General features: G+C 66.5%; 21 protein-coding genes. 6 read left to right on the top strand and 15 right to left on the bottom strand.

What is annotated here, in order from left to right:
• The 9 genes from ACP7C5_RS15530 to ACP7C5_RS15490 all read right to left on the bottom strand — a co-directional run bounded on the left by ACP7C5_RS15530 (nt 1) and on the right by ACP7C5_RS15490 (nt 7,999).
• Nucleotides 1-972 (bottom strand): helix-turn-helix domain-containing protein, encoded by a 972-nt coding sequence (locus ACP7C5_RS15530; protein ID WP_426264918.1) that lies wholly within the window; start codon nt 970-972, stop codon nt 1-3.
• A 107-nt stretch (nt 973-1,079) separates the two neighbouring features.
• Nucleotides 1,080-3,347 carry a phosphoenolpyruvate--protein phosphotransferase gene (ptsP, locus tag ACP7C5_RS15525; RefSeq protein WP_206365587.1) on the bottom strand — a complete coding sequence of 756 codons (2,268 nt, stop codon included), beginning with the start codon at nt 3,345-3,347 and terminating at the stop codon, nt 1,080-1,082.
• Between the two features lie 100 nt (nt 3,348-3,447).
• Complete coding sequence (gene ruvB, locus ACP7C5_RS15520) at nt 3,448-4,470, bottom strand: Holliday junction branch migration DNA helicase RuvB (RefSeq protein ID WP_426264917.1); 1,023 nt, start codon at nt 4,468-4,470, stop codon at nt 3,448-3,450.
• Nucleotides 4,467-5,111, bottom strand: a complete 645-nt coding sequence (locus ACP7C5_RS15515) for a hypothetical protein (protein WP_426264916.1) — start codon at nt 5,109-5,111, stop codon at nt 4,467-4,469. The genes ruvB and ACP7C5_RS15515 overlap by 4 nt, the downstream gene beginning before the upstream one ends.
• Nucleotides 5,108-5,701, bottom strand: a complete 594-nt coding sequence (gene ruvA, locus ACP7C5_RS15510; protein WP_133190772.1) for a Holliday junction branch migration protein RuvA — start codon at nt 5,699-5,701, stop codon at nt 5,108-5,110. The genes ACP7C5_RS15515 and ruvA overlap by 4 nt, the downstream gene beginning before the upstream one ends.
• 43 nt (nt 5,702-5,744) lie before the next feature.
• Nucleotides 5,745-6,230 (bottom strand): crossover junction endodeoxyribonuclease RuvC, encoded by a 486-nt coding sequence (ruvC, locus tag ACP7C5_RS15505; RefSeq protein WP_426264915.1) that lies wholly within the window; start codon nt 6,228-6,230, stop codon nt 5,745-5,747.
• Nucleotides 6,231-6,546: 316 nt separating this feature from the next.
• The gene (locus ACP7C5_RS15500; protein WP_133190776.1) at nt 6,547-7,290 is read right to left on the bottom strand and encodes a YebC/PmpR family DNA-binding transcriptional regulator; all 744 of its coding nucleotides are present in this window, start codon (nt 7,288-7,290) and stop codon (nt 6,547-6,549) included.
• Between the two features lie 112 nt (nt 7,291-7,402).
• A complete protein-coding gene (locus ACP7C5_RS15495; protein WP_010185731.1) occupies nt 7,403-7,642 on the bottom strand; it encodes a DUF2312 domain-containing protein in 240 nt (79 codons plus the stop codon).
• 63 nt (nt 7,643-7,705) lie between these two features.
• Entirely contained in the window at nt 7,706-7,999 is a 294-nt protein-coding gene (locus ACP7C5_RS15490; RefSeq protein ID WP_189676125.1) for a DUF1244 domain-containing protein, read from the bottom strand.
• A gap of 80 nt (nt 8,000-8,079) precedes the next feature.
• Between ACP7C5_RS15490 and pyk the strand changes: the two genes are divergently transcribed.
• Entirely contained in the window at nt 8,080-9,537 is a 1,458-nt protein-coding gene (pyk, locus tag ACP7C5_RS15485) for a pyruvate kinase (RefSeq protein WP_133190780.1), read from the top strand.
• A 145-nt stretch (nt 9,538-9,682) separates the two neighbouring features.
• Here the strand turns inward: pyk and ACP7C5_RS15480 are convergent, their stop codons facing one another.
• Together ACP7C5_RS15480 and ykgO are read right to left on the bottom strand one after the other, a co-directional pair.
• On the bottom strand, nt 9,683-10,291 hold the full coding sequence (locus tag ACP7C5_RS15480; RefSeq protein ID WP_189676126.1) for an HAD family hydrolase: 609 nt from the start codon (nt 10,289-10,291) through the stop codon (nt 9,683-9,685).
• Nucleotides 10,292-10,296: 5 nt separating this feature from the next.
• A complete protein-coding gene (gene ykgO / locus ACP7C5_RS15475) occupies nt 10,297-10,422 on the bottom strand; it encodes a type B 50S ribosomal protein L36 (protein ID WP_010160916.1) in 126 nt (41 codons plus the stop codon).
• A 172-nt stretch (nt 10,423-10,594) separates the two neighbouring features.
• Here ykgO and ACP7C5_RS15470 point away from each other — a divergent pair, with 172 nt between their 5' ends.
• The 3 genes from ACP7C5_RS15470 to gpmA are packed head-to-tail and all read left to right on the top strand — an operon-like array spanning nt 10,595 to nt 13,055.
• Nucleotides 10,595-11,230, top strand: coding sequence for a DUF4136 domain-containing protein (locus ACP7C5_RS15470; protein WP_133190784.1), 636 nt, complete (start codon nt 10,595-10,597; stop codon nt 11,228-11,230).
• Entirely contained in the window at nt 11,227-12,345 is a 1,119-nt protein-coding gene (locus tag ACP7C5_RS15465) for a M14 family metallopeptidase (protein WP_426264914.1), read from the top strand. The genes ACP7C5_RS15470 and ACP7C5_RS15465 overlap by 4 nt, the downstream gene beginning before the upstream one ends.
• Nucleotides 12,346-12,368: 23 nt before the next feature.
• Entirely contained in the window at nt 12,369-13,055 is a 687-nt protein-coding gene (gene gpmA / locus ACP7C5_RS15460; protein WP_426264913.1) for a 2,3-diphosphoglycerate-dependent phosphoglycerate mutase, read from the top strand.
• Nucleotides 13,056-13,226: 171 nt separating this feature from the next.
• Here the strand turns inward: gpmA and ACP7C5_RS15455 are convergent, their stop codons facing one another.
• Nucleotides 13,227-13,862, bottom strand: coding sequence for a hypothetical protein (locus tag ACP7C5_RS15455; RefSeq protein ID WP_133190791.1), 636 nt, complete (start codon nt 13,860-13,862; stop codon nt 13,227-13,229).
• A 119-nt stretch (nt 13,863-13,981) separates the two neighbouring features.
• Between ACP7C5_RS15455 and purE the strand changes: the two genes are divergently transcribed.
• Nucleotides 13,982-14,473, top strand: coding sequence for a 5-(carboxyamino)imidazole ribonucleotide mutase (gene purE / locus ACP7C5_RS15450; protein WP_426264912.1), 492 nt, complete (start codon nt 13,982-13,984; stop codon nt 14,471-14,473).
• 157 nt (nt 14,474-14,630) lie between these two features.
• Nucleotides 14,631-15,701, top strand: coding sequence for a 5-(carboxyamino)imidazole ribonucleotide synthase (locus ACP7C5_RS15445; RefSeq protein ID WP_426264911.1), 1,071 nt, complete (start codon nt 14,631-14,633; stop codon nt 15,699-15,701).
• Nucleotides 15,702-15,736: 35 nt separating this feature from the next.
• Here ACP7C5_RS15445 and ACP7C5_RS15440 read toward each other — a convergent pair whose 3' ends face one another.
• The 3 genes from ACP7C5_RS15440 to ACP7C5_RS15430 form a co-directional block, all read right to left on the bottom strand.
• Complete coding sequence (locus ACP7C5_RS15440; protein ID WP_426264910.1) at nt 15,737-17,626, bottom strand: CocE/NonD family hydrolase; 1,890 nt, start codon at nt 17,624-17,626, stop codon at nt 15,737-15,739.
• Between the two features lie 310 nt (nt 17,627-17,936).
• Entirely contained in the window at nt 17,937-18,239 is a 303-nt protein-coding gene (locus tag ACP7C5_RS15435) for a hypothetical protein (protein WP_133190799.1), read from the bottom strand.
• Between the two features lie 23 nt (nt 18,240-18,262).
• Nucleotides 18,263-21,073 carry an insulinase family protein gene (locus tag ACP7C5_RS15430; RefSeq protein ID WP_426264909.1) on the bottom strand — a complete coding sequence of 937 codons (2,811 nt, stop codon included), beginning with the start codon at nt 21,071-21,073 and terminating at the stop codon, nt 18,263-18,265.
• Nucleotides 21,074-21,174 lie beyond the last annotated feature (101 nt).

Here is a 21,174-nt window from a genome sequence, read left to right as displayed (position 1 = left end):
TTAAGGGGCGGGCGTCGGAGCGGCGGCGGGTTTGGCCGGTTCGGGCGCCACCGCGGCAGGCGCCGCGATGTTGAGCGGCTGGAGCGACGACGACGGCGCCGAAGTCGATGCCGCAGTGCGCGTCCGCGTCGAGCGTGCCTCTTCGCGCCGCGTCGTCGGTCCGGCAGCGGCCGAAGGCGTCACCGCGGCCGCGGGCGCGGTGCCGCGCGCGGTGAGCGCGGCGGCGTCGAGCGGTACGTCCTTGATCGCGCGCTTGCCGTCGCCGAGCGGCGCGACAGCCGTGCCACCGACGGTCACCTGCAGCTTGTCAGGGCGCCCGACATTGATCATCGGGCCGACCGCGTCGGCGGGGATGGTATAGCTCTCGCCCGCTTTCATCGTGCCGAGATGGATCGTCTTGCCGGCCGTGTCATAGATCCGGAGCCACACCTCGTCGGACGCGGTCAGCACGACTGCACCGGTCGGCACGCTCGGCGACGGGGCTACGGTGGGGGCGGCCGCGATGGTATTGGCGCTTTGTGTGCTCGGGGCGCTGGCGGGCTCGCCATCGCCGCGGAACAGCGAGGTGCCGTAGAACAGCCCAGCGCCGATCAGCACCACGACCGCGATCAGCAAGGTGGTGATCGCCAGGCCGCGCGGCGGAACGCGCGACGGCTCGTCGATTTCGTACGCTTCGTGATTGGTGCGCTTGGCGCTCGGCTGGTCGCTCGCGCCGCGGACTTCGCGCGCGATCGCGACCTCGTCGACGCCGACCGCGCGGGCATAGGCCTTGGCGAAGCCGACCGAATAGGTGATCGACGGAAGCGCCGCATAATTGCCCTCCTCGATCGCCTCGAGCTGGCGCACCGGGATCCGCGTCCGCGCGGCGACTTCGGCAAGCGACAGGCCTTGCGTCTCGCGCGCCTCGCGCAGCGTGTCCCCCGCGGTCTTGGGAAACAGCTTCGGCTCGTCGGCCGGGATCGGTTCGGTCATCACTTCCTCCGGCAAGGCGCGTGCGGCCCGATATGTCCCTTGCCCAGCGGCTGTCTCACAAAGGGGGCGGGACAAGTCAACGCCTTGTCACGCCGCCCGCCGTACGATCACGCCAGTTCGACACCGTTTTCGCCCGCCCATGCAAGCAGCGCCCCGCGCATGTCGCGCGGCGGCGTCTTTAGCAGATCGGCCATGAACACGGTGAGCGCGGCGCGATCGAGCGAGCGCACCATCGCCTTGATCGGCCCGACCGCCGCCGGCGTGATCGACAGGCGTTCGATCCCGAGCCCGATCAGCGCCATTGCCTCCAGCGGCCGCCCGCCCATCTCGCCGCAGACGGTGAGCTGCACGCCCGCCGCGCGCGTCGGCGCGACGAGCTTTGCGAGGAAGCGCAGGATCGCGCCGCTCAGCCAGTCATAGCGTTCGGCCAGCTTGGGATTGGCGCGGTCGGCCGCGAACAGGAACTGCGTCAGGTCGTTGGTGCCGACCGACAGAAACGCAATGTTGGGCAGCAGCAAATCGAGCTGTTCGGCAAGCGCCGGCACTTCGAGCATCGCGCCGTAGCGGATCTCGCTCGGCATCTTCTTGCCGCGCGCGCTCAACCATTCGCGCTGCGCCTCGAACAGCGCGCGCGCTTCGTCGAACTCCCATGGTTCGCTGACCATCGGGAACATCACGCTGAGCGTCCGCCCCGCCGCCGCCTCGAGCAGCGCGCGCGCCTGGACCTTCATCAACCCGCCGCGCTCGAGCGCGAGCCGGATCGCGCGCCAGCCCATCGCGGGGTTCTCCTCGTCGGCATCTTCCTTGTTGAGATACGGCAGCGCCTTGTCGCCGCCGATATCGACCGTGCGGAAGATTACCGGGCGGTCGCCCGCGGCGTCGAGCACGTCCTTGTAGAGCCGCTGCTGGCGCTCGCGCGATGGCAGTGTCGCCGAGACGAGGAACTGGAATTCGGTGCGGAACAGCCCGATCCCATCGGCGCCGGTCACGTCGAGTGCCGCCACGTCGTCGCGCAAGCCCGCATTGACCATCACCGTCAGGCGATGCCCGTCCTTGGTCACCGGCGCCTCGGTCTTGAGCGCGGCGAAGACCGCGCGGCGCTTCTGGCGCAAGTTGAGCGCGGTATCGAAAACCTCCTCCATCGCGGAGGACGGCCGCGCAAAGACATTGCCGGCAGTAACGTCGAGCAGCAGCAGATCGCCCTCGCCGATCAGCCGCCGCACGTCGCGAACGCGGCCGAGCACGGGCACCCCCATCGCGCGCGCGACGATCGTGACGTGCGCGGTGAGCGACCCTTCCTCGAGCAGCACGCCCTTCAGCCGCCGCCGGTCATATTCGAGCAGCTCGGCGGGCCCCAAGTTGCGCGCGATCAGGATCGTGTCCTGGCGCAGTCCCATCTGCGCCGCGGTGCCCATCTGGCCCGAGACGATGCGCAGCAGCCGGTTCGACAGATCCTCGAGATCGTGCATCCGGTCGGCGAGCAAGGGATCGTCGATCTGCCGCATCCGCATCCGCGTGCGCTGCTGGACGCGCTCGATCGCGGCCTCCGCGGTCAGCCCCGAATCGATCGCCTCGTTGATCCGCCGCGCCCAGCCCTCGTCATAGGCGAACATCTTGTAGGTCTCGAGCACCTCCTCATGTTCGCCACCGCCACCGAACTCGGCCTGGCTGGCGAGCCGCTCGATCTGCGCGCGCATCTTGTCGAACGCGGCATAGACGCGGTGACGCTCGGCCTCGGTATCCTCGGCGACGGTATGCTCGACATGGACGCGCGGCTGGTGGAACACGGCGTAACCGCTCGCCATGCCCTCGACGAGCTTCAACCCCATGATCCGCATCGGCGCGGTCGATTGCGGGCGCATCGTCGCGGCGCCACTCGCATCGACCAGTTCGGCATTGGCGATCAGCTCGGACAGCACCATCGCGACGGTCTGCAACGCCTCGATCTCGACCTCGTCATAGCGGCGCGGATCGACATGCTGGACCGACAGCACGCCGATCGCGCGCTCGCGCCGGATGATCGGCACGCCGGCGAAGCTGCGAAACTTCTCCTCGCCCGTCTCGGGATTCTGGACGAAGTCGGGGTGGCTCGACGCTTCGTCGAGGTTGAGGATCTCGGCCTGCTGCGCGATCGTGCCGACCAGCCCCTCGCCAAGCGCCAATTTGGTGACGTGGACCGCCTCCTGCGCAAGGCCGCGGGTGGCATAGAGTTCGAGCACGCCCTCGCGCAGCAGGTAGATCGAGCACACTTCGCTCGCCATGCCTTCGCCGACGATGGCGACGACGGCGTTCAGCTTGGCCTGCGGCGCGGTGCGCGAGGCCATCACGTCGTGAAGACGAACGAGGATTTCGCGGGCGGAGGCGGCTGCAGTCATACGAATGGGCTAACAGATTGGTGCGGGGCTTGGCTATCGTGCGCCGCACAAGATTTGCTTCTCTGGTCCTTCCCTCCCCTTCAGGGCAGGGGCTTTTAGGTCAGCTATCGAACAGGCTCTCCTGCGCGCCCTCGGGTGGCGTCAGCCCGAGATGCTTCCACCCGCCCGCATTCAGGCAGCGCCCGCGTGCGGTCCGCGCGATCAGGCCCAGCTGGATGAGATACGGCTCGATCACTTCCTCGACCGTGTCGCGCGGCTCGCTCAGCCCCGCCGCCAGCGTCTCGACCCCGACCGGTCCGCCGCGATAGATGTCGGCGATCATCATCAGATAGCGCCGGTCCATCGCGTCGAGCCCGAGCCGGTCGACCTCGAGCCGATTGAGCGCAGCATCGGCAGCCTTCGCATCGACCAGGTCATGCCCTGCGGCATGCGCGAAATCGCGCACGCGGCGCAGCAACCGCCCGGCGATCCGCGGCGTCCCGCGCGAGCGCCGCGCGACCTCGGTCGCGCCATCGCTCGACAGCGGCAGGTCGAGCAGCCGCGCAGCGCGCGACACGACCTTTTCGAGCTCATCGATGGTGTAGAAGCTCAACCGCACCGGAATGCCGAAGCGATCGCGCAAAGGGGTCGTGAGCAACCCCTGCCGCGTCGTCGCGCCGATCAGCGTGAAGCGCGGCAGGTCGATCCGCACCGAGCGCGCCGACGGCCCCTCGCCGATCATCAGATCGAGCGCGCGGTCCTCCATCGCCGGATAGAGCACTTCCTCGACCGCGGGCTGGAGCCGGTGGATCTCGTCGATAAAGAGGACGTCGCCATCCTCGAGATTGGTGAGCAAGGCGGCAAGATCGCCCGACTTGGCGATCACCGGCCCCGAGGTGGCGCGGAAGCCCACGCCCATTTCGCGCGCAACGATCTGCGCGAGCGTGGTCTTGCCGAGCCCCGGCGGGCCAAAGAAGAGTACATGATCGAGCGCATCGCCGCGCGCCTTGGCGGCGGCGATGAACACGCTCAGATTCTCGCGCGCAGCCTTCTGCCCGACGAAATCGTCGAGCGATTTGGGGCGCAGCGCGGCGTCGATGTCTTCGGACTTGCGCGTGGGCGCGAGGATGCGGTCGTCGGTCATGCCATCACCAGCTCAAATTTTGGCAGATCGCCTGCATTGAACATGGCCTCGCCATTGGTCTCTAACTGGAAAAACTGGGCAGGTTCGACAAAATTGCTTCTACATATCAACACGTTTTTGATCATTGGCAAAAAAAGTGCATGGTTTCTGAGGAGCCGATTAAATCCCGCCAGCCACTTTTCAGCAGTTAAGATATCGTAAGATGGCATCTTGTTTTTTAGCATGCGATCCAGCGACCCGACATGCAACAGTTCACTGCACTGGCCGTATATCTTAGAAATTTCTGCAGGATTGACCGGCTTCGCCAAAGGCACAAATTGGCGGCTATTTCCATCCGCTAGTATGTGAATGTCCAAAGGTATCTGTGTAGGGTGACCGCTCAATGAAGAGGTTTGCGAAAGTAGGTCTTTCGGTCGCCACTTCGACAAATCGTCTAGGCCCGTATCTTCATGGTGCGCTAACGCGATCGACAGGGCGACATATTCGCAGACTTTCCGAAACTGGAACCAGCAAAAATCGCAATTTTGCCATACATCTGGATGATCAGGATCGTCTCGGACTTCAACAAGCGAGAGCGAAATAGCATCTAATCTCCGAAATATTTCAGAAATAAAATTCGCATAATTTGTAACGATGTTCACTTCGCCGCCTTGCGCAGCGCCAGCCGCACCAGGGCGTCGAGCGTCGCACCCGCCCCCAATTCCTCCTCCGCCGCCGCCACCGCACCGCTGGCTTCGGCAGGACGGAAGCCGAGATTGAGCAGCGCGGAAACCGCGTCCGCGCCCGCCCCCACCGGCATGATCGACGACGCGGCGTGGCCAAGTTCGACCCCGCCGATCTTGTCCTTCAATTCACGCACGATGCGTTCGGCGAGCTTGGGCCCGACGCCGTTCGAACGCGCGACCATTGCCTTGTCTTGGGCGGCGATCGCGCGCGCGAGGTCGGTCGGTTCGAGCGCCGACAGAATCGCCAGCGCAACGCGCGCGCCGACCCCCTGCACGCCGGTGAGCAAGCGGAACCAGTCGCGCTCGGCAGCACTCGAAAAGCCGACGAGACGGATGAAATCTTCCGCGACGAGCATTTCGGTATGCAGCATCACCGCCTCGCCGACCGGGCCGATGCTGGCGAGCGTGCGGCTCGACGCGCCGACGAGATAGCCGACGCCGCCGACGTCGATCACGGCATGGTCGAGTCCGGTCGCATCGAGGCGGCCTTTGAGATGGGCGATCATGCGCCGGTACGTAACAGGAACGGGATGCTGCGGGAAAGCGAAATCAGGGCAATCGCCGCGCGCTCGCGATATGATGCGCGTGGCAGATCGCCACCGCGAGCGCATCGGCGGCGTCGGCGCCGTCGATCTTGACGCCGGGGAGCAGCACCGAGACCATTGCATGGACCTGCGCCTTCTCCGCGCCGCCGGTGCCGACCACGGCTTTCTTGACGAGCCGCGCAGCATATTCGCCGACGTCGAGCCCCGCGCGCGCGCCCGCGCACAGCACGACGCCACGCGCCTGGCCGAGCTTGAGCGTCGATTGCGGGTTGGAATTGACGAACACTTCCTCGACCGCGCAGCCTTCGGGCGCATGATCGATGATCAGCGCCGAGAGCATCGCGTCGAGATGCGCGAGCCGGCGCGGCAGCGTGGCGGCGGTGTCGGTCTTGAGCTTGCCGTTGGCGACATGGCTGAGCCGGTTACCCTCGGCGCGGATCAGCCCCCAGCCGGTGGTGCCTAGGCCCGGGTCGAGGCCGAGGATCAGCATTGCGCTGCGCGAACGGGATTCACGCCAAGGCGCGAAGGCGCGAAGAAGGGGTTTGTTCGCGCGGAGGCGCGGAGGCGCGGAGAAGAAGGTTGCGGGGTGGCTACGCCGCTTTCGTCACCCCGGGCTTGTCCCGGGGTCCACCGGGGTCCGAGAGCAACAAGTACCGCTAATGCGGCACGGTGGATGCCGGGACGGGCCCGGCATGACGGAGGAGTGGTGGTGCCCGATCCAGAGCGCACCACCTCCGCGCCTCCGCGCCTCCGCGCGAACGAACCTTCTTCTCTTCGTGCCTTCGCGCCTTCGCGTGAAACCCAAATCACCCAAGCTTCTCGAGGATCGCGTCGGACACTTCGTAATTGCCCCACACGGTCTGCACGTCGTCGTCATCGTCGAGCGTGTCGATCAGCTTGAACAGCGTCGCGGCATCGTCCTCGCCGACTTCGACCATCGTTTGCGGGCGCCAGGCGAGCTTGGCGCCTTCTGGCTCGCCGAGCACCGGTGTCAGCGCCGTCACGACTTCGTGGAGCGAATCGTTCGAGGTCCAGATCTCATGGCCGTCCTCGCTCGACTGGACGTCCTCGGCGCCGGCTTCGAGCGCGGCCTCGAACACCTTTTCGGCATCGCCCGCCGACGCCGGATAGGAAATCAGCCCCATCCGGTCGAACGCATGGCTGACCGAGCCCGAAGCGCCCATGTTGCCGCCATTCTTCGCCATGCCGGTGCGAACGTTGGTCGCGGTGCGGTTGCGGTTGTCGGTCAGCGCTTCGATGATCAGCGAGACACCGCCGGGGCCGAAGCCCTCATAGCGGATTTCCTCGTAATTCTCGGTGTCGCCCTTCGACGCCTTGTCGACCGCGCGCTGGATATTGTCCTTGGGCATCGACTGCGCCTTGGCGGCGTTGATCGCCATGCGCAGCCGCGGGTTCATGTCGGGATCGGGCAGGCCCATCTTCGCCGCGACGGTGATTTCGCGGCTGAGCTTCGAGAACATGCCCGAGCGCTTCTTATCCTGCGCGCCCTTGCGGTACATGATGTTCTTATATTTGGAATGGCCTGCCATTGGATCTCTCTCAAACTACAGTGTCGTCACCCCGGACGTGGGAGCCGGGGTCCATGGGCGACGCTCGGCCGATCGCATGGATGCTGAAACGAGTTCAGCATGACGGGTCGGCTTAGTCGAGCCCGAGCGCTTGCTTGTAGGTCTCGAGCAGCGCCTCGGCCTCCTCGCGGTGATGCTTCTCCATCTTGCGCAGCCGCACAATCGAGCGGATCGTCTTGACGTCGAAGCCGGTCGACTTGGCTTCGCCGTACACGTCCTTGATGTCGTCGGCGATGCCCTTCTTTTCTTCCTCGAGGCGCTCGATGCGCTCGATGAGAAGGCGTAGCTGGTCGGCGGCGATAATGTCGCTCACGGTAAATCCCCCGGGGTTTGAATCAGTGAAAGGCGCGCGCTTTAGGCCAGCGCAGCGCCGCCGTCACGCATTCTTCGAAACACTCTGGCGCATCCGCTCGAGTTGCTCGGGCGTCGCATCGCCCTGATGCTCGGCTTTCCACTGCGCGTACGGCATGCCGTAGACGATCGCGCGTGCCTCGTCCTTGGTCATGCTGCCGTCTGCCTCTTCGACCCAGTCCGACAGGCAATTGCGGCAGAAACCGGCCAGCCCCATCAGGTCGATATTCTCGGCGTCGCTGCGGTGGCGCAGATGGCGCACCAGCCGCCGAAACGCCGCCGCCGCTACGGCATCATCCAGTCCATCCAAATCGCGCATCGTTTCGCTCCACGGTTGATCGTGGCGAGATAGGAGGTAGAGCAGCAGCCGTACAGCCTCCCCACGGCAAGGACCTCCCCATGATCAAGACCATCGCCCCGCGCGCGCGTAAGGTACGTATCCTCGCCACGCTCGGCCCCGCCAGCAGCAGCCCCGAGATGATCGCGGCGCTGTTCGAAGCGGGCGCCGACGCCTTCCGCGTCAATATGAGCCACGGCGACCAGCAATCGAAGATCGCCGTCATCCAGGCGATCCGTGCGCTCGAGAAGATTTATCAGCGCCCGACCACGATCCTCGCCGATCTGCAAGGGCCGAAGCTCCGCGTCGGCAAGTTCGAGGGCGGCAAGATCGAACTCGTCAAAGGCCAGACTTTTACGCTCGACCGCGACACCACGCCCGGCGACACCACCCGCGTCGAGCTGCCGCACCGCGAGATCTTCGAGGCGATCGAGCCCGGCGCACGCCTCCTGCTCGACGACGGCAAGCTCGTGCTGCGCGTGACCGACCACACCGACACGACGATCGTCACCGAGGTCGTGGTCGGCGGGGCACTGTCGAACAGCAAGGGGTTGAACGTCCCCGACGTCGTGCTGCCGATGGCGGCGCTGACCGAAAAGGACCGCAGCGATCTCGCCTTCGCGGTCGACCAAGGCGTCGACTGGATCGCTTTGTCGTTCGTCCAGCGGCCGGAAGATCTGGCCGAGGCGCGCAAACTGATCGGCGGCAAGGCGTCGCTGCTCGCCAAGATCGAGAAGCCGCAAGCGATCCAGCGGCTCGAGGAAATCGTCGAGATGTGCGACGGCGTGATGGTCGCGCGCGGCGATCTCGGCGTCGAGATGCCGCCCGAGAGCGTGCCGCCGCTGCAGAAGCGCATCATCGAAGTGTCGCGCCGCCTGGGCCGCCCGGTGGTGGTCGCGACGCAGATGCTCGAATCGATGATCACCTCGCCCTCGCCGACGCGCGCCGAGGTGTCCGACGTCGCGACCGCGATCTATGACGGCGCCGATGCGATCATGCTCTCGGCCGAAAGCGCGGCCGGCGCGTGGCCGACCGAATCGGTAGCGATGATGAACGCGATCGGCGAAGCGGTCGAAAAGGATCCGACGCATGGCGACCGGATCCACTTCACGGTGATCCGCTCGGACCCGACCACCGCCGATGCCCTGGCCGAGGCCGCCAAGAACATCGCGCAGACGGTCGAGGCCGCCGCGATCATCTGCTTCACCGCCTCGGGCTCGACCGCCCGCCGCGTCGCGCGCGAGCGGCCCGGCGTCCCGCTGATGATCCTTACCCCGAACCCCGAGACCGCGCGGCGGGCGGGCCTGCTGTGGGGCGCCTATGCGATCCTGACCAAGGACGTCGATTCGTTCGAGGAGATGGTCGCCAAGGCCAAGCGCATGGCGCTGCGCCACAACCTCGCCAAGGCGGGCGACCGCATCATCCTGATCGCGGGCGTGCCGTTCAAGACGCCGGGGTCAACCAACGTGCTCCACGTCGTGCGGGTCAGTGGCGATGAGCTGAAGGGGTATGCGAGCTAGGTCCAACCCCTCACGGTCACCCCGGGCTTGTCCCGGGGTCCACTGCGATGCCCACCCTGCCGCCCGAGAGCGCGCGGCACGGTGGGCCCCGGCACAAGGCCGGGGTGACGAAGTGGGTGCTACGCGATGGAACCGAAGGTGTGGCTTAGGCGAGAATGCCGTAGCGCGCGAGATCCGCGCGCAGCGTCGCGGCGTCGGTGAAGACCACCGCGCCCATCCCGACGCTCTGCGCGCCCGCGACATTGTCTTCGCGATCGTCGACGAACAGCGTGTCCTCGGCGCGCAAGCCGAAGCGGTCGAGCGCGAGGCGGTAGATCGCCGGATCGGGCTTGGTCAGCAATTCGTCGCCCGAGACGACGATGTCGTCGAAGCGATCGAACAGATCGGCCTCGCGGTCGCGGAACGACGGCCAGAACTCGCCTGAGAAATTGGTGATCGCATAGAGCGGCACGCCCGCCTCCTCGAGTTCGCGCACGAGGTCGCGCATCCCCGGAAGCATCCCGCCAAGCTGCTCGCCGAAGCGCGGCCCCCAGGCGGCGATCAGCGCGGCATGCTGCGGATGCGCGGCGGCGAGCTCGGCCGAGGTCTCGGCGAACGGACGGCCAGCATCATGCTGGAAATGCCATTCCTTGGTCGCGACATCGCGCAGGAATGCATCGAGCGCCCGATCGTCACCGATCAGGCGCTCATAGAGGAATCTGGGATTCCAATCGTACAAGACGTTGCCGACGTCGAAGACGACGGCCCGCGTCACGTCGCTTAGCCCTGGCGGGCCTTGAAGCGGCGGTTGGTCTTGTTGATGATGTAGGTCCGCCCACGACGACGGATCACGCGGTTATCGCGATGACGGCCCTTGAGCGACTTCAGGGAATTGCGGATCTTCATGATCGATTCGCTTTGCAAAATCTGGAATGTGGAAAAGAGCCGCTGCGCATATGGTCGCGCCCTCCCCAAGTCAAGCGCGACCGCGTCGATACGCCGCGCTATAGCGACGGAACCCGAAGCCCGGGTCCAGGCGTTACACCCCTGCAACGACTGTGATAACAAGGACAAGAGTATGAAGCTGGCTTTGGGAATGGCAATTGCCGCGGCAGCGAGCTTGAGCGCCTGCGCGACGACGACGACGAGTGGTCCGGTCGAAGTGACGCGGTTTCACCTCGGATCGACGGCAACGCCGCTCGAGACGGGGACGCTCGCGGTCGAACCCGCGCCCGGTGGCGGCCCCGCCAGCCTCGAGTTCAAGACCTATGCCGCCGCCGTCCAGACCGAGGCGCTGGCGCACGGCTTCACCGTTCCCAAAACCGATCCCGATGCGCAATATCTCGCGGTCGTCGGCTTTACGCGGACGACGCGCCCGGCGCCGCCGCGCAATGGCGGCAGCGGCGTGAGCATCGGCCTCGGTGGTGGTGGCTATAGCGGTGGTGGTGGCTATCGTGGCGGCGGCGGCGTGGGCCTCGGTGGCGGCATCTCCTTCCCGATCGGCAAGCAGAAGTACCGCACCGTGGTGCTCACCGACCTGACCGTGCAGATCCGCCGCCGCCGCGACGCGACGGTGATCTGGGAAGGCCATGCGCAGACCTTCTCGCCCGGCGAGGCGCCCGCTGCACAAGCCAACGCCGCGGCAGCCAAATTGTCGCATGCGCTGTTCCTGGGCTTCCCCGGGGAATCGGGTCGCACTATTACGGTGCGATGAGCATCACCATCAACGCCGCTTCCGATAGCGGAAACATCGACGTGGTCGCCATTGACGGCGACCACGTCGATCTCGCCATCCGGCTCGACCATCAGTCGGACTTCTTCCAGTGGTTCCACTTCCGCGTCGCCGGCGCGAAGGGGCGGACGCTCACCTTGCGCATCACCAACGCTGCGCAATCGGCCTATCCGTTCGGCTGGCCGGGCTACAAGGTGCGCGCGAGCACCGATCGCCTGGCATGGCGGATGATCCCGACGCGCTACGTCGACGGGATGCTCGAGTTCGAGTGGAACGGCGACAGCGAACTCGTCTGGTTCGCCTATTTCGAACCCTACACGATCGAGCAGCACGACGCGCTGGTCGCCCGCATCGCGGGGCAGCCAGGCGTGACGCATCGCGAGCTCGGCCAGTCGCTCGACGGCCGCGCGATCGATTGCCTCGATATCGGCAGCGGCCCCAAGCATGTCTGGCTCTATGCTCGCCAGCATCCAGGCGAGAGCATGGCCGAGTGGTGGATGGAAGGCGCGCTCGACTGGCTGACCGATGCCGCCAATCCGGTGGCCCGCGCCTTGCGCGAAAAGGCGACCTTCCACTGCGTCCCCAACATGAACCCCGACGGCTCGTTCCGCGGGCATCTGCGCACCAATGCAGCGGGCGTGAACCTCAACCGCGAATGGCATACCCCGACGCCCGAGAAGAGCCCCGAAGTGCTGTGCGTCCGCGAGGCGATGGACGCGACCGGCGTCGCCTTCGCGATCGACGTGCACGGCGACGAGGCGATCGCGGCGAATTTCTTCGCCGGGTTCGAGGGCATCCCTTCCTGGACCGACGCGCTCGGCGCCAAATATACCGAGTTCGGCGAGCGGCTCGCGGCGCATTCGCCCGATTTCCAGACCGCGCGCGGCTATGACAAGGCGGCACCGGGCAAGGCCAACCTGTCGATGTCGACCAACCAGCTCGCCGAGCGGTTCGGCGCGGTGTCGATGACGCTCGAAATGCCGTTCAAGGACCATGACCCCAACCCCGACGCGGAGTTCGGCTGGTCGGGCGCACGCTCGAAGACGCTGGCGCATGCCTGCCTCGAAGTGCTTGCCGACATGATCGACGCGATCTAGGTCCCCTCGCAAAGGAGACCCCGATGCCCACCCTCGTCCTGATCCGCCACGGCCAGTCGGCCTGGAACCTCGAGAACCGCTTCACCGGCTGGTGGGATGTCGATCTGACCGACAAGGGCGTCGAGGAAGCGCGCGCCGCGGGGCGGCTGATGGCGGAGAAGGGGCTCGATTTCGATCTCTGCTTCACCTCGCTGCAGACGCGTGCGATCAAGACGCTCAACCTGGCGCTTGAGGAAATGCGGCGACTGTGGCTGCCGGTCGAGAAGGACTGGCGGCTCAACGAGCGGCATTATGGTGGGCTGACCGGGCTCGACAAGGCCGAGACCGCCGCCAAGCACGGCGCCGAGCAAGTCCATGTCTGGCGCCGCAGCTTCGACATCCCGCCGCCGCCGCTCGAAGCCGGCAGCGAATACGATCTGTCGCAGGATCGCCGCTATGCCGGGATCGATATCCCCGCGACCGAGAGCCTCAAGGACACGATCGCCCGCGTCCTGCCGTATTGGGAGGGGCGGATCGCGCCTGCTCTGCGCGACGGGCAGCGCGTCGTCATCTCGGCGCACGGCAATTCGCTGCGCGCGCTCGTCAAGCATCTGTCGGGGATCCCCGATGACGAGATTACGACGCTCGAGATCCCGACCGGGCAGCCGATCGTTTACGAACTCGACGATTCGCTGGCGGCGACCGATCGTTATTATTTGAGCGAGCGCTGAGCTCGTAGCTCGGCCGCTGGGCGGAAAGGGGAACTGCCCGCCTTCTTCAAACGGATGGTGGAGGGAGATCGATAGCGCGCACAGCGCATGTTGCCCCCTCCAATATTCGCTGACTGCTCAGCGTCCACCTCCCCCGATCGCCGGGGGAGGGGATTAAACCATCGCTCGGGCTTACTGGCCCGTCGTCACCGTCGTGGTGGTCTTCTCGGTCACGCGCGCAGGTGCAGCGCGGCGCGTCGTTGCCTTGCGCACGACGCGCTTGACTGCGGTGTGACGAACGGCAGGCGCCGCGGTCTTCGTCGTCTCGGTCGTTACCGTCGTGGTCGGTGCGGGCGCCTGGACGACGACCGGCGGCGCCGACCGTGCTGCGGCTGCGTCGGCGGCTGCCGAAGCGGCGGCCTCCTCGGCCGCGTTCGCACGGGCGTTGGCGGCTGCGGCATCGGCCTGGGCGTCCATTGCGACGTTGCGGGCGTTGGTCGTGGCGGCATGGGCGGCATCGTTATGCGCGCGCTGCGCCTGGCCGAGCGCGGTGTCGGCAAGCTGCGACGCGCGGTGCGCATCGTCGATCGCTTCGGCCTTCTTGCCAGCGGCAAGATGCTCCTCGGCGGCGCGGAGCTGCGCCTGTGCATCGGCCTGGAGCCGCGGCGTCTCCGTGGTCGCGCCGACCTTGGCCGACGCGTCGATCTTGGCGCGCGCTTCTGCGATCGCCTGCTCGGCGCGGTCGTGCTTGCCCTCGGCAAAGGCGGGGGCGGAGAATGCCAGCACGCTGGCGAGCGCGACGGACGAAAGGGTCGAAAAACGGGTCATGGCGTGTGTCCGATATGACTGTATGGACTCGCCCAACCCGCGCCACGTCGAACAAGTTCCGCTTGCGATATGACGGCGGAGTGGTTGCCCTGCGGCACCCCGCTCGCTAGTCGGGTGTGATGGCACAGAGCGCGTCCCCCCTTGTCGGCATCATCATGGGCAGCACGTCCGATTGGGAGACGATGCACCACGCGGCCGATTTGCTCGCCGAATTGGGCGTTGCGCACGAGACGAAGGTCGTCTCGGCGCACCGTACGCCGCAGCGGCTCTACGATTATGCGACCGGTGCCGCGGAACGTGGATTGCAGGTGGTGATCGCGGGCGCTGGCGGTGCTGCGCATTTGCCCGGAATGGCGGCGGCGATGACACATTTGCCGGTGCTCGGCGTGCCGGTCGAGAGCAAGACGATGAAGGGCCTCGATAGCCTCTATTCGATCGTCCAGATGCCGGCGGGGATCCCGGTCGGCACGCTGGCGATCGGCAAGGCGGGCGCGAAGAATGCGGCATTGCTCGCCGCGGCGATCCTCGCGCTGTCGGACGCGGCGCTGAGCGCGCGGCTGCAGGCGTGGCGCGCGGCGCAGACCGATGGCGTGGCGATCGATCCGGAATGATGCTCGACGGCTGCTTCCCGTCTACTCCCCTCCCTGAAAGGGTGGGGTTGGGGCTGGGTCGGCCTAGGGCGGGTGCCCGGCCGAACCACGGGCCAACCCATCCTCGCCCCCTCCCTTCCAGGGAGGGGAGGCTCCCCCATTCGACGGACACGCGCGCATGACCCCCCTCCCCCCCGGCTCGACGATCGGCATCCTCGGCGGCGGGCAACTCGGGCGGATGCTTGCGGTCGCCGCGGCGCAGCTCGGCTATCAAACCCGGATACTCGCCCCCGACGAGGAAGCCGTCGCCGCGCAAACTGCGTCGAGCTACATCCGCGCCGATTATCACAGCCACATCGTGCTCGACGAATTCGCCGCCGCGGCTGATGTCGTCACCTACGAGTTCGAGAATATCGCGCTGGCGCCTGTCACCTATCTCGCGGGCAAAGTGCCGGTCCATCCCGCCCCGGCCGCGCTCGGCATCGCGCAGGATCGCGCCCTCGAAAAGGCCTTCGTCGCCGAGATCGGCGGGCGTACCGCACCCTGGGCAAAAGTAGAGACGCGCGCGGACCTTGCCGCCGCGCTCGCCGAGATCGGCACGCCCGCGATCCTCAAGACGCTGCGCATGGGCTATGACGGCAAGGGCCAGGTCCGCATCACCGCGCTCGACCAGGTTGACGCCGCTTGGGACGCGATCGGGCAGCGACCGGCGATCCTCGAGGGGTTCGTACGGTTTACCCACGAATTCTCGATCCTGCTGGTGCGCCGCGCCGACGGTCAGATGGTGAGCTATCCGCCGCCGTGGAACCAGCACGAGGACGGCATCCTCGCCACCTCCACCCTCCCCGCCCCGCCCGAGATTGCCGCGCAATGGGGCGAGGCGGCGGCGCTCGCCGGGCGGATCGCCGATCGGCTCGAGTATGTCGGGGTGCTGGCGTGCGAATTCTTCGCCGGCGCTGACGGGCCGGTGTTCAACGAAATGGCGCCGCGCGTCCACAATTCGGGGCATTGGACGATCGAGGGCGCGGTCTGCTCGCAATTCGAGAACCATATCCGCGCAATCTGCGGGCTACCGCTCGGCGACACCGCGCTGACGGCGCCCACGGTAGCGATGGAGAACCTGATCGGCGACGACGCTGACCGCTGGGCCGAGATTCTCGCCGAGCCGGGCGCGCATCTGCATCTCTACGGCAAGGGCGCGAGCCGGCCGGGGCGCAAGATGGGGCATGTCACGCGGCTCGGGCGGTAAACGCTTGATCCTCCGCTCGCTAGGCGAGGGAGGATTTAGGGGACGATCGGCAGCGCGATGTAGCTCTGGTCGGGCCCGCTCACCATAACCTGCTGCGTCGCCTTCACGTAATCCGCCGGCTTGGCGTAGAAGATGTTGGGCACGAAGCGCTGCGGGTTGCGGTCATAGAGCGGGAACCAGCTCGACTGGACCTGCACCATGATGCGGTGCCCCGGCAGGAACACATGGTTCGCCTGCGGCAGCGCCCAGCTATACGCCAGCGGCACGCCGGGTTTCAGCGCCACCGCATGGTCGAGCCCCTCGCGATACCGCCCGCGGAAGATGTCCATGCCAACCGCCAGCTGATAGCCGCCCATCTTCGGGTCGCTCGGCACCTGGTCGGGATAGACGTCGATCAGCTTGACCACCCAGTCGCTGTCGGTGCCGCTCGTTGCCGCGGTGAGATGGACGACCGGTTGCCCGGCGATCGTCACGGGCTGCGTCAGCACCGGGCCGGTAAAGGTCAACACGTCGGGGCGGCTCGAGACGATGCGCTGGTCGCCGACCAGCCACGCCTTCCAGTGATTGTCCTCATAGCTAACCGGCCGCACCGGACGCGGGACGTTGGTCACCGGATGCGCCGGATCGGAGACGTAATCGGCGGTCTGCGCCGGTCCGGCGGCCGGTGCGAAACCAACCGCGTCGCCCGGTTGGAGGTATAGCTTGGTCATCGCTGGCTGCGCCGACCAGCTCGGCAGGCGCTGCCACTGGTTGGTGCCGCTCTGGAACGCGGTCACGGGCGCGACGTCCATGGGCGTGCCCTTGAGGTAATGCGCAAGGAACGGGCCGAGCACTTGGCGGCGCCACCATTTGGCGGTGTCCTGGTCCCATTGGATATCGCCGAGCGCCTTGCCGTCGTCGATCTGCTGACCGTGATACCACGGGCCCATCGTCAGATAGACCATGTTCCCGGCGGTATCCTTGGGTTTCAGCGCGCGATACACCGCCGTCGCGCCATAGATATCCTCCTGGTCCCACAGGCCGTGGACGAGCATCACCGGCACCTTGAGCGGCTGGCGGCTGAGCACCTGGTCCATCGCCTGCGCTTGCCAGAAGCTGTCATACGCCGGGTGCGCGGCGATCTTGCGCCAGAAGCCGATCTGGTCGAGCCCGTGCGCCGTGGCGAGCGCGCCGGTCGAGCCGGCGCGCATCACCGCGTCATATTCGTCATAGGTGGTGCGCGCATAGGGCGACGAATTGTCGCGCGTCGCGATCTGCTCCCAGATATAGTCGATCCCGACGCGGAACGCGCCGTTGTGGAACCAGTCGTCGCCGCGCCAGCCATCGACCATCGGGTTCTCGGGAACAGCCACGACGAGCGCCGGATGCGGGTTGATCAGCGGCATCAGCGACAGGAAACCGTCGTAGGAAATGCCGAGGATCCCGACCTTCTTGTTCGACTCTGGCAGATGTTTCACCAGCCAGTCGATCGTATCGTAGGTGTCGGTCGAATCGTCGGTATGCGTCGGGTTGAGCGCGGTGTCGTGGAGCGGCGGGTTCATCATCGCGATGCCCTGCGACCCGTATTTGCCGCGCACGTCCTGCACGACGCGGATGTAGCCGCCGTCGACGATCACGTCGGTGGCATTGTCATAGCCAGTGAGGCTCGTCGCGAGATCGGCGTTGTTGCCGCCTTTGCCCGTCATCCCGTCGGCGTTGTACGGCGTGCGCGTCATCAGGATGCCGGCGTCGTGCGCCCCCTTGGGCAGGAGGATGACGGTGTGGAGCTTGACCCCGTCGCGCATCGGGATCTCGACGATGCGACGCTCGTAGTTGAAGCCTTCGCTCGGGGGGACGAGCTTCGCCGGGCGCTCGTCATAGGTTTGCGCCTGCGCGGCGAGTGGCAAGACCGCCAATGTCGCGCCCAACAGCCAACGTGCTTTCATGCCCCACTCCCCTACGCGTCACCCCGGCTAAGCGCATGATACCCTTCGCCGTCATCCCCGCGAAAGCGGGGATCCCGCTGCCTGGCCCCGCCCCCGAAGAAGAAGCGGGACCCTCGCTTTTGCGAGGGTGACAGGAGTGGGGCGATCGAACGATCTCATGCTGCCGGGCACACCGGATTGCAAACCCCGACGCGCAAAGTGTGCGGCACGGTGGGCCCCGGCACAAGGCCGGGGTGACGGTCGCGCCATACAAAAACGGCCCGCGCTCCGATTGGAGCGCAGGCCGTCTTCATCGCTCAAACGAACGGCGTTACGCCGCGCGCGTGCCCGTCATCGGGAAGCTGCCGAACGCGCCTGCGCCGACGGTGCCGGTGAGCGTGTCGCCCTCGGCGGTCGCCTTGCAGTCGAGCGTCATCGGCATCGGGACGACGATCGACATCTTCCAGCTGATCGTGTCACCCTCGACCGTGCCGTCGGTGATCTCGACCGAACCCATCGCGCCGTTCTGCGAGCCGGTCCAGCTGGTGCCGTCGGTCTTGACCGTCAGCACCGCCTTCTGGTCGCCGAGCGGCGACTTGACGATCGTATCCCACGTCCCATCAACTGCAGCCATGATGTGTCTCCTGCCAATAATTTCTAGCGTACGTCCGCCACGGACGCCGCAGGGATCACCTCGACCGGCAACCCGATGCTGTCAAGCTGACCGCGGACCTTCGCTGCGTCACCAACGACGATCCAGACGAAGCGTTTCGGGTCGAGCGCCGCGCGTGCCGCAGCGTCAAGCTGGCCTGCGGTGAAGCCCCGATATTTTTGCGGCAGCGTCGCATAATAATCGTCGGGGCGGCGATACAGGTCGTTCGACTGCAGCGCGCCAAGCACCGCGCCCGACGTCTCGAAATTGCCCGGCAGCGAGCTGATCGCGTCGGTGATCGTGCGGTCGAACTCGTCGCTCGTGATCCCCTTGGTCGTCACGAAATCGGCGAAGTCGGTGCGCAGCGATGCGATCGATTCGCCGGTCTTGTCCGCCTGGACGCCGGTGCCGAGCAGATACGGCGTGGCGTATTGCGCGCGACGGAACGATCCGTTGACGCCGTACGACCAGTGCCGCGCCTCGCGCAGGTCCATGTTGACGCGCGACAGGAAATCCCCGCCGAGCGTGTCGTTCGCGGTTTCGAGCGGCAGCAGATCGTCGGTGCCGACGAGCGCGGTGGGTGCGCCCGCGATGATGAACGACTGCGGCGAATCGGGCCGGTCGATCAGCACGATTTTCGGCGCGGACGGCGCGGTCTTCACGCTGAAATCCTTGACGCCGGCGGGCCCGGTCGGCGTCCAGTCGCCGAAGCGCGCGTCGAACGCGGCCTTGATCTCGGCGAGCGGACGATCGCTGACGACGAAGATCTTGGCCTTGTCGGGACGGATCCAGGCCTGCTGGAAGGCGACCAGATCGTCGCGCGTCAGTGCCGCCACCGCCTTGGCGTCGCCGCTGCCGAGCGCCTTGGCGTAGGGATAGGCCGCGCCGTAGACGAGTTTGGGGAACACGCGCAGCGCGAGGCCCTGCGGGCTCGTCAGCTCGGCGGAGATACGTGAGAGCTGCTGGTTCTTGAGCCGCGCGACCTCGGCCGGATCGAACTTGGGATGGCGCACGATATCGGCGAGCAATTCGGTCGACGCCGCGAGATTGGCGCTCGGCGTGAACATTCCGACGATCGTGCGGTCGGGCGCCGAACCGCTGGTGATGCTTGCGCCGAGCCGCTCCTTGGCCTCCGCGATCGCGATCGAATCGCGGGTCGTCGTGCCCTCGTCGAGCATGTCGAGCGTCAGCCCCTGCGTGCCGAGCTTGCCCGGCACGTCGGCGGCGACGCCCGCGTCGAAGCTGATCGACGCCTGCGTTATCGGTACCGCGTTGCGATAGGCGTAGATGAGCTCGATGCCGTTCTTGAGTTTGGCATGCTCGACCTTGGGGAAGACCAGGCTCGACAGCGTGCCGACCGGCGGGAGCGCACCGCGCGTGCCCTTGAATTCCGGCTCGGGCGCGGCGGCGACCTTCACCGGCGGCGTCGCCTCGACATAGGCGTCGCGCGCACCGGGGATGACGGTCAGCGCATAGACCGGGCGCGTCAGCCATTTGGCGCTCGCCGCCTTGACGCGCGCGGGCGTCTGCGCGGCGAGCTCGGCGAGCTGCTTTTTGTAGAAGCCGGGATCGTTTTCATACAGCGCGCCCTCGGCGAGCGCGACCGCCTTGCCACCGAAGCCGCCGGTCGATTCGAGCCCGGCGATCCGCCCTGCGGCGTCGCGCGTCGCGACGCGCGCGACTTCGTCGGCCGTCGGGCCGTTGGCGATGACATCGGCGATGATCTCGTCGAGCCGCTTGGCGACGAGCGCGGGGTCGACACCAGGGCGCGCATCGGCGCTGACCACGAACATGCCGACTTGCGCGAAGCTCTCATTGTTCGCCGAGACGCGCACCGCGAGCTTTTCCTTGCGCACCAGCGCATTGTCGAGCCGGCTGCTCGACAGCCCGCCGAGCACGCCCGCCGCCACATCGAGCGCGACTGCGTCGGGGTTGTTGATGCCGGGCACCGCCCACATCCGGTAGATCCGCGTATTGGCGACGCGATCCCTCATCACCTCGCTTTTCGGCGCGGCGAGCGTGGGGACATCGGCGGTCGGCACGACGCTTTCGGGCCCCTTGGGGATCGCACCGAAATATTTGGTGACGAGCGTCTTCGCGGTCGCGACGTCGACGTCGCCCGAGAGCACGAGCACGGCGTTGTTCGGCCCGTAATGCCCGCGGAACCAGTTCTTCACATCCTCGACGCTTGCCGAATCGAGATCCGCCATCGCGCCGATCGTGGTGTGGCCATACGGATGCGTCGCGGGGAACAGCGCTTCGGTCTGCTTGTACTGGACCAGGCCGTAGGGCTGGTTGTCGCCCTGCCGCTTCTCGTTCTGCACGACGCCGCGCTGCTCGTCGACGACCGCAGGCGTGATCGCGCCGAGGAGGTAGCCCATCCGGTCGCTTTCGAGGAACAGCGCGCGGTCGAGCGCCGCCACCGGCACCGTCTCGAAATAGTTGGTGCGATCGAAATAGGTCGTGCCGTTGAGATCGGTCGCGCCGATCGCCTTGGTGTAGGTGAAATAGTCCTTCGGCGCGTTCTCGCTGCCGTTGAACATCAGATGCTCGAACAGATGCGCGAAGCCGGTCTTGCCCTTGGGCTCGAACTTCGACCCGACATTGTACCACACCGACACCGCGACGACGGGCGCCTTGCGATCGGTGTTGACGATGACGCGCAGGCCGTTGGGCAGGCGGAATTCGCTATAGGGGATGTCGACCTGCTTCACGAGGTCCGCCACCGGAACGGGCTTGGGCGCGGTCTGCGCAAAGCTCGGCGTGACGAAGGTTGCGAGCGCTACACCAGAGAGCGCGAGCAGCTTGACGGTCATGGAAATCCCCTGGGAATGGCGTCTGAAAGATGAACTGTAGTGTGAGGCTATAGCAGCGCTTGGGCGGTAGCAAACGCTTCCTCGGCCTTCGTTTGAACGGG

The sequence above is a fragment of the Sphingomonas sp. PWP1-2 genome, from assembly GCF_049898305.1.
In the GTDB taxonomy this organism is placed as follows: Bacteria; Pseudomonadota; Alphaproteobacteria; order Sphingomonadales; family Sphingomonadaceae; genus Sphingomonas; species Sphingomonas glacialis.
The sequence above is the reverse complement of the archived record's forward strand: the minus strand, read 5'-3'. Positions and strand labels throughout refer to the sequence as shown.

Coding starts and splice junctions, on each gene's coding strand:
- ACP7C5_RS15530 (WP_426264918.1), bottom strand. CDS start 972: ATGACCGAACCGATCCCGGCCGACGAGCCGAAGCTGTTTCCCAAGACC.
- ptsP (WP_206365587.1), bottom strand. CDS start 3,347: ATGACTGCAGCCGCCTCCGCCCGCGAAATCCTCGTTCGTCTTCACGAC.
- ruvB (WP_426264917.1), bottom strand. CDS start 4,470: ATGACCGACGACCGCATCCTCGCGCCCACGCGCAAGTCCGAAGACATC.
- ruvA (WP_133190772.1), bottom strand. CDS start 5,701: ATGATCGCCCATCTCAAAGGCCGCCTCGATGCGACCGGACTCGACCAT.
- ruvC (WP_426264915.1), bottom strand. CDS start 6,230: ATGCTGATCCTCGGCCTCGACCCGGGCCTAGGCACCACCGGCTGGGGG.
- ACP7C5_RS15500 (WP_133190776.1), bottom strand. CDS start 7,290: ATGGCAGGCCATTCCAAATATAAGAACATCATGTACCGCAAGGGCGCG.
- ACP7C5_RS15490 (WP_189676125.1), bottom strand. CDS start 7,999: ATGCGCGATTTGGATGGACTGGATGATGCCGTAGCGGCGGCGGCGTTT.
- pyk (WP_133190780.1), top strand. CDS start 8,080: ATGATCAAGACCATCGCCCCGCGCGCGCGTAAGGTACGTATCCTCGCC.
- ykgO (WP_010160916.1), bottom strand. CDS start 10,422: ATGAAGATCCGCAATTCCCTGAAGTCGCTCAAGGGCCGTCATCGCGAT.
- ACP7C5_RS15470 (WP_133190784.1), top strand. CDS start 10,595: ATGAAGCTGGCTTTGGGAATGGCAATTGCCGCGGCAGCGAGCTTGAGC.
- ACP7C5_RS15465 (WP_426264914.1), top strand. CDS start 11,227: ATGAGCATCACCATCAACGCCGCTTCCGATAGCGGAAACATCGACGTG.
- gpmA (WP_426264913.1), top strand. CDS start 12,369: ATGCCCACCCTCGTCCTGATCCGCCACGGCCAGTCGGCCTGGAACCTC.
- ACP7C5_RS15455 (WP_133190791.1), bottom strand. CDS start 13,862: ATGACCCGTTTTTCGACCCTTTCGTCCGTCGCGCTCGCCAGCGTGCTG.
- purE (WP_426264912.1), top strand. CDS start 13,982: ATGGCACAGAGCGCGTCCCCCCTTGTCGGCATCATCATGGGCAGCACG.
- ACP7C5_RS15445 (WP_426264911.1), top strand. CDS start 14,631: ATGACCCCCCTCCCCCCCGGCTCGACGATCGGCATCCTCGGCGGCGGG.
- ACP7C5_RS15440 (WP_426264910.1), bottom strand. CDS start 17,626: ATGAAAGCACGTTGGCTGTTGGGCGCGACATTGGCGGTCTTGCCACTC.
- ACP7C5_RS15435 (WP_133190799.1), bottom strand. CDS start 18,239: ATGGCTGCAGTTGATGGGACGTGGGATACGATCGTCAAGTCGCCGCTC.
- ACP7C5_RS15430 (WP_426264909.1), bottom strand. CDS start 21,073: ATGACCGTCAAGCTGCTCGCGCTCTCTGGTGTAGCGCTCGCAACCTTC.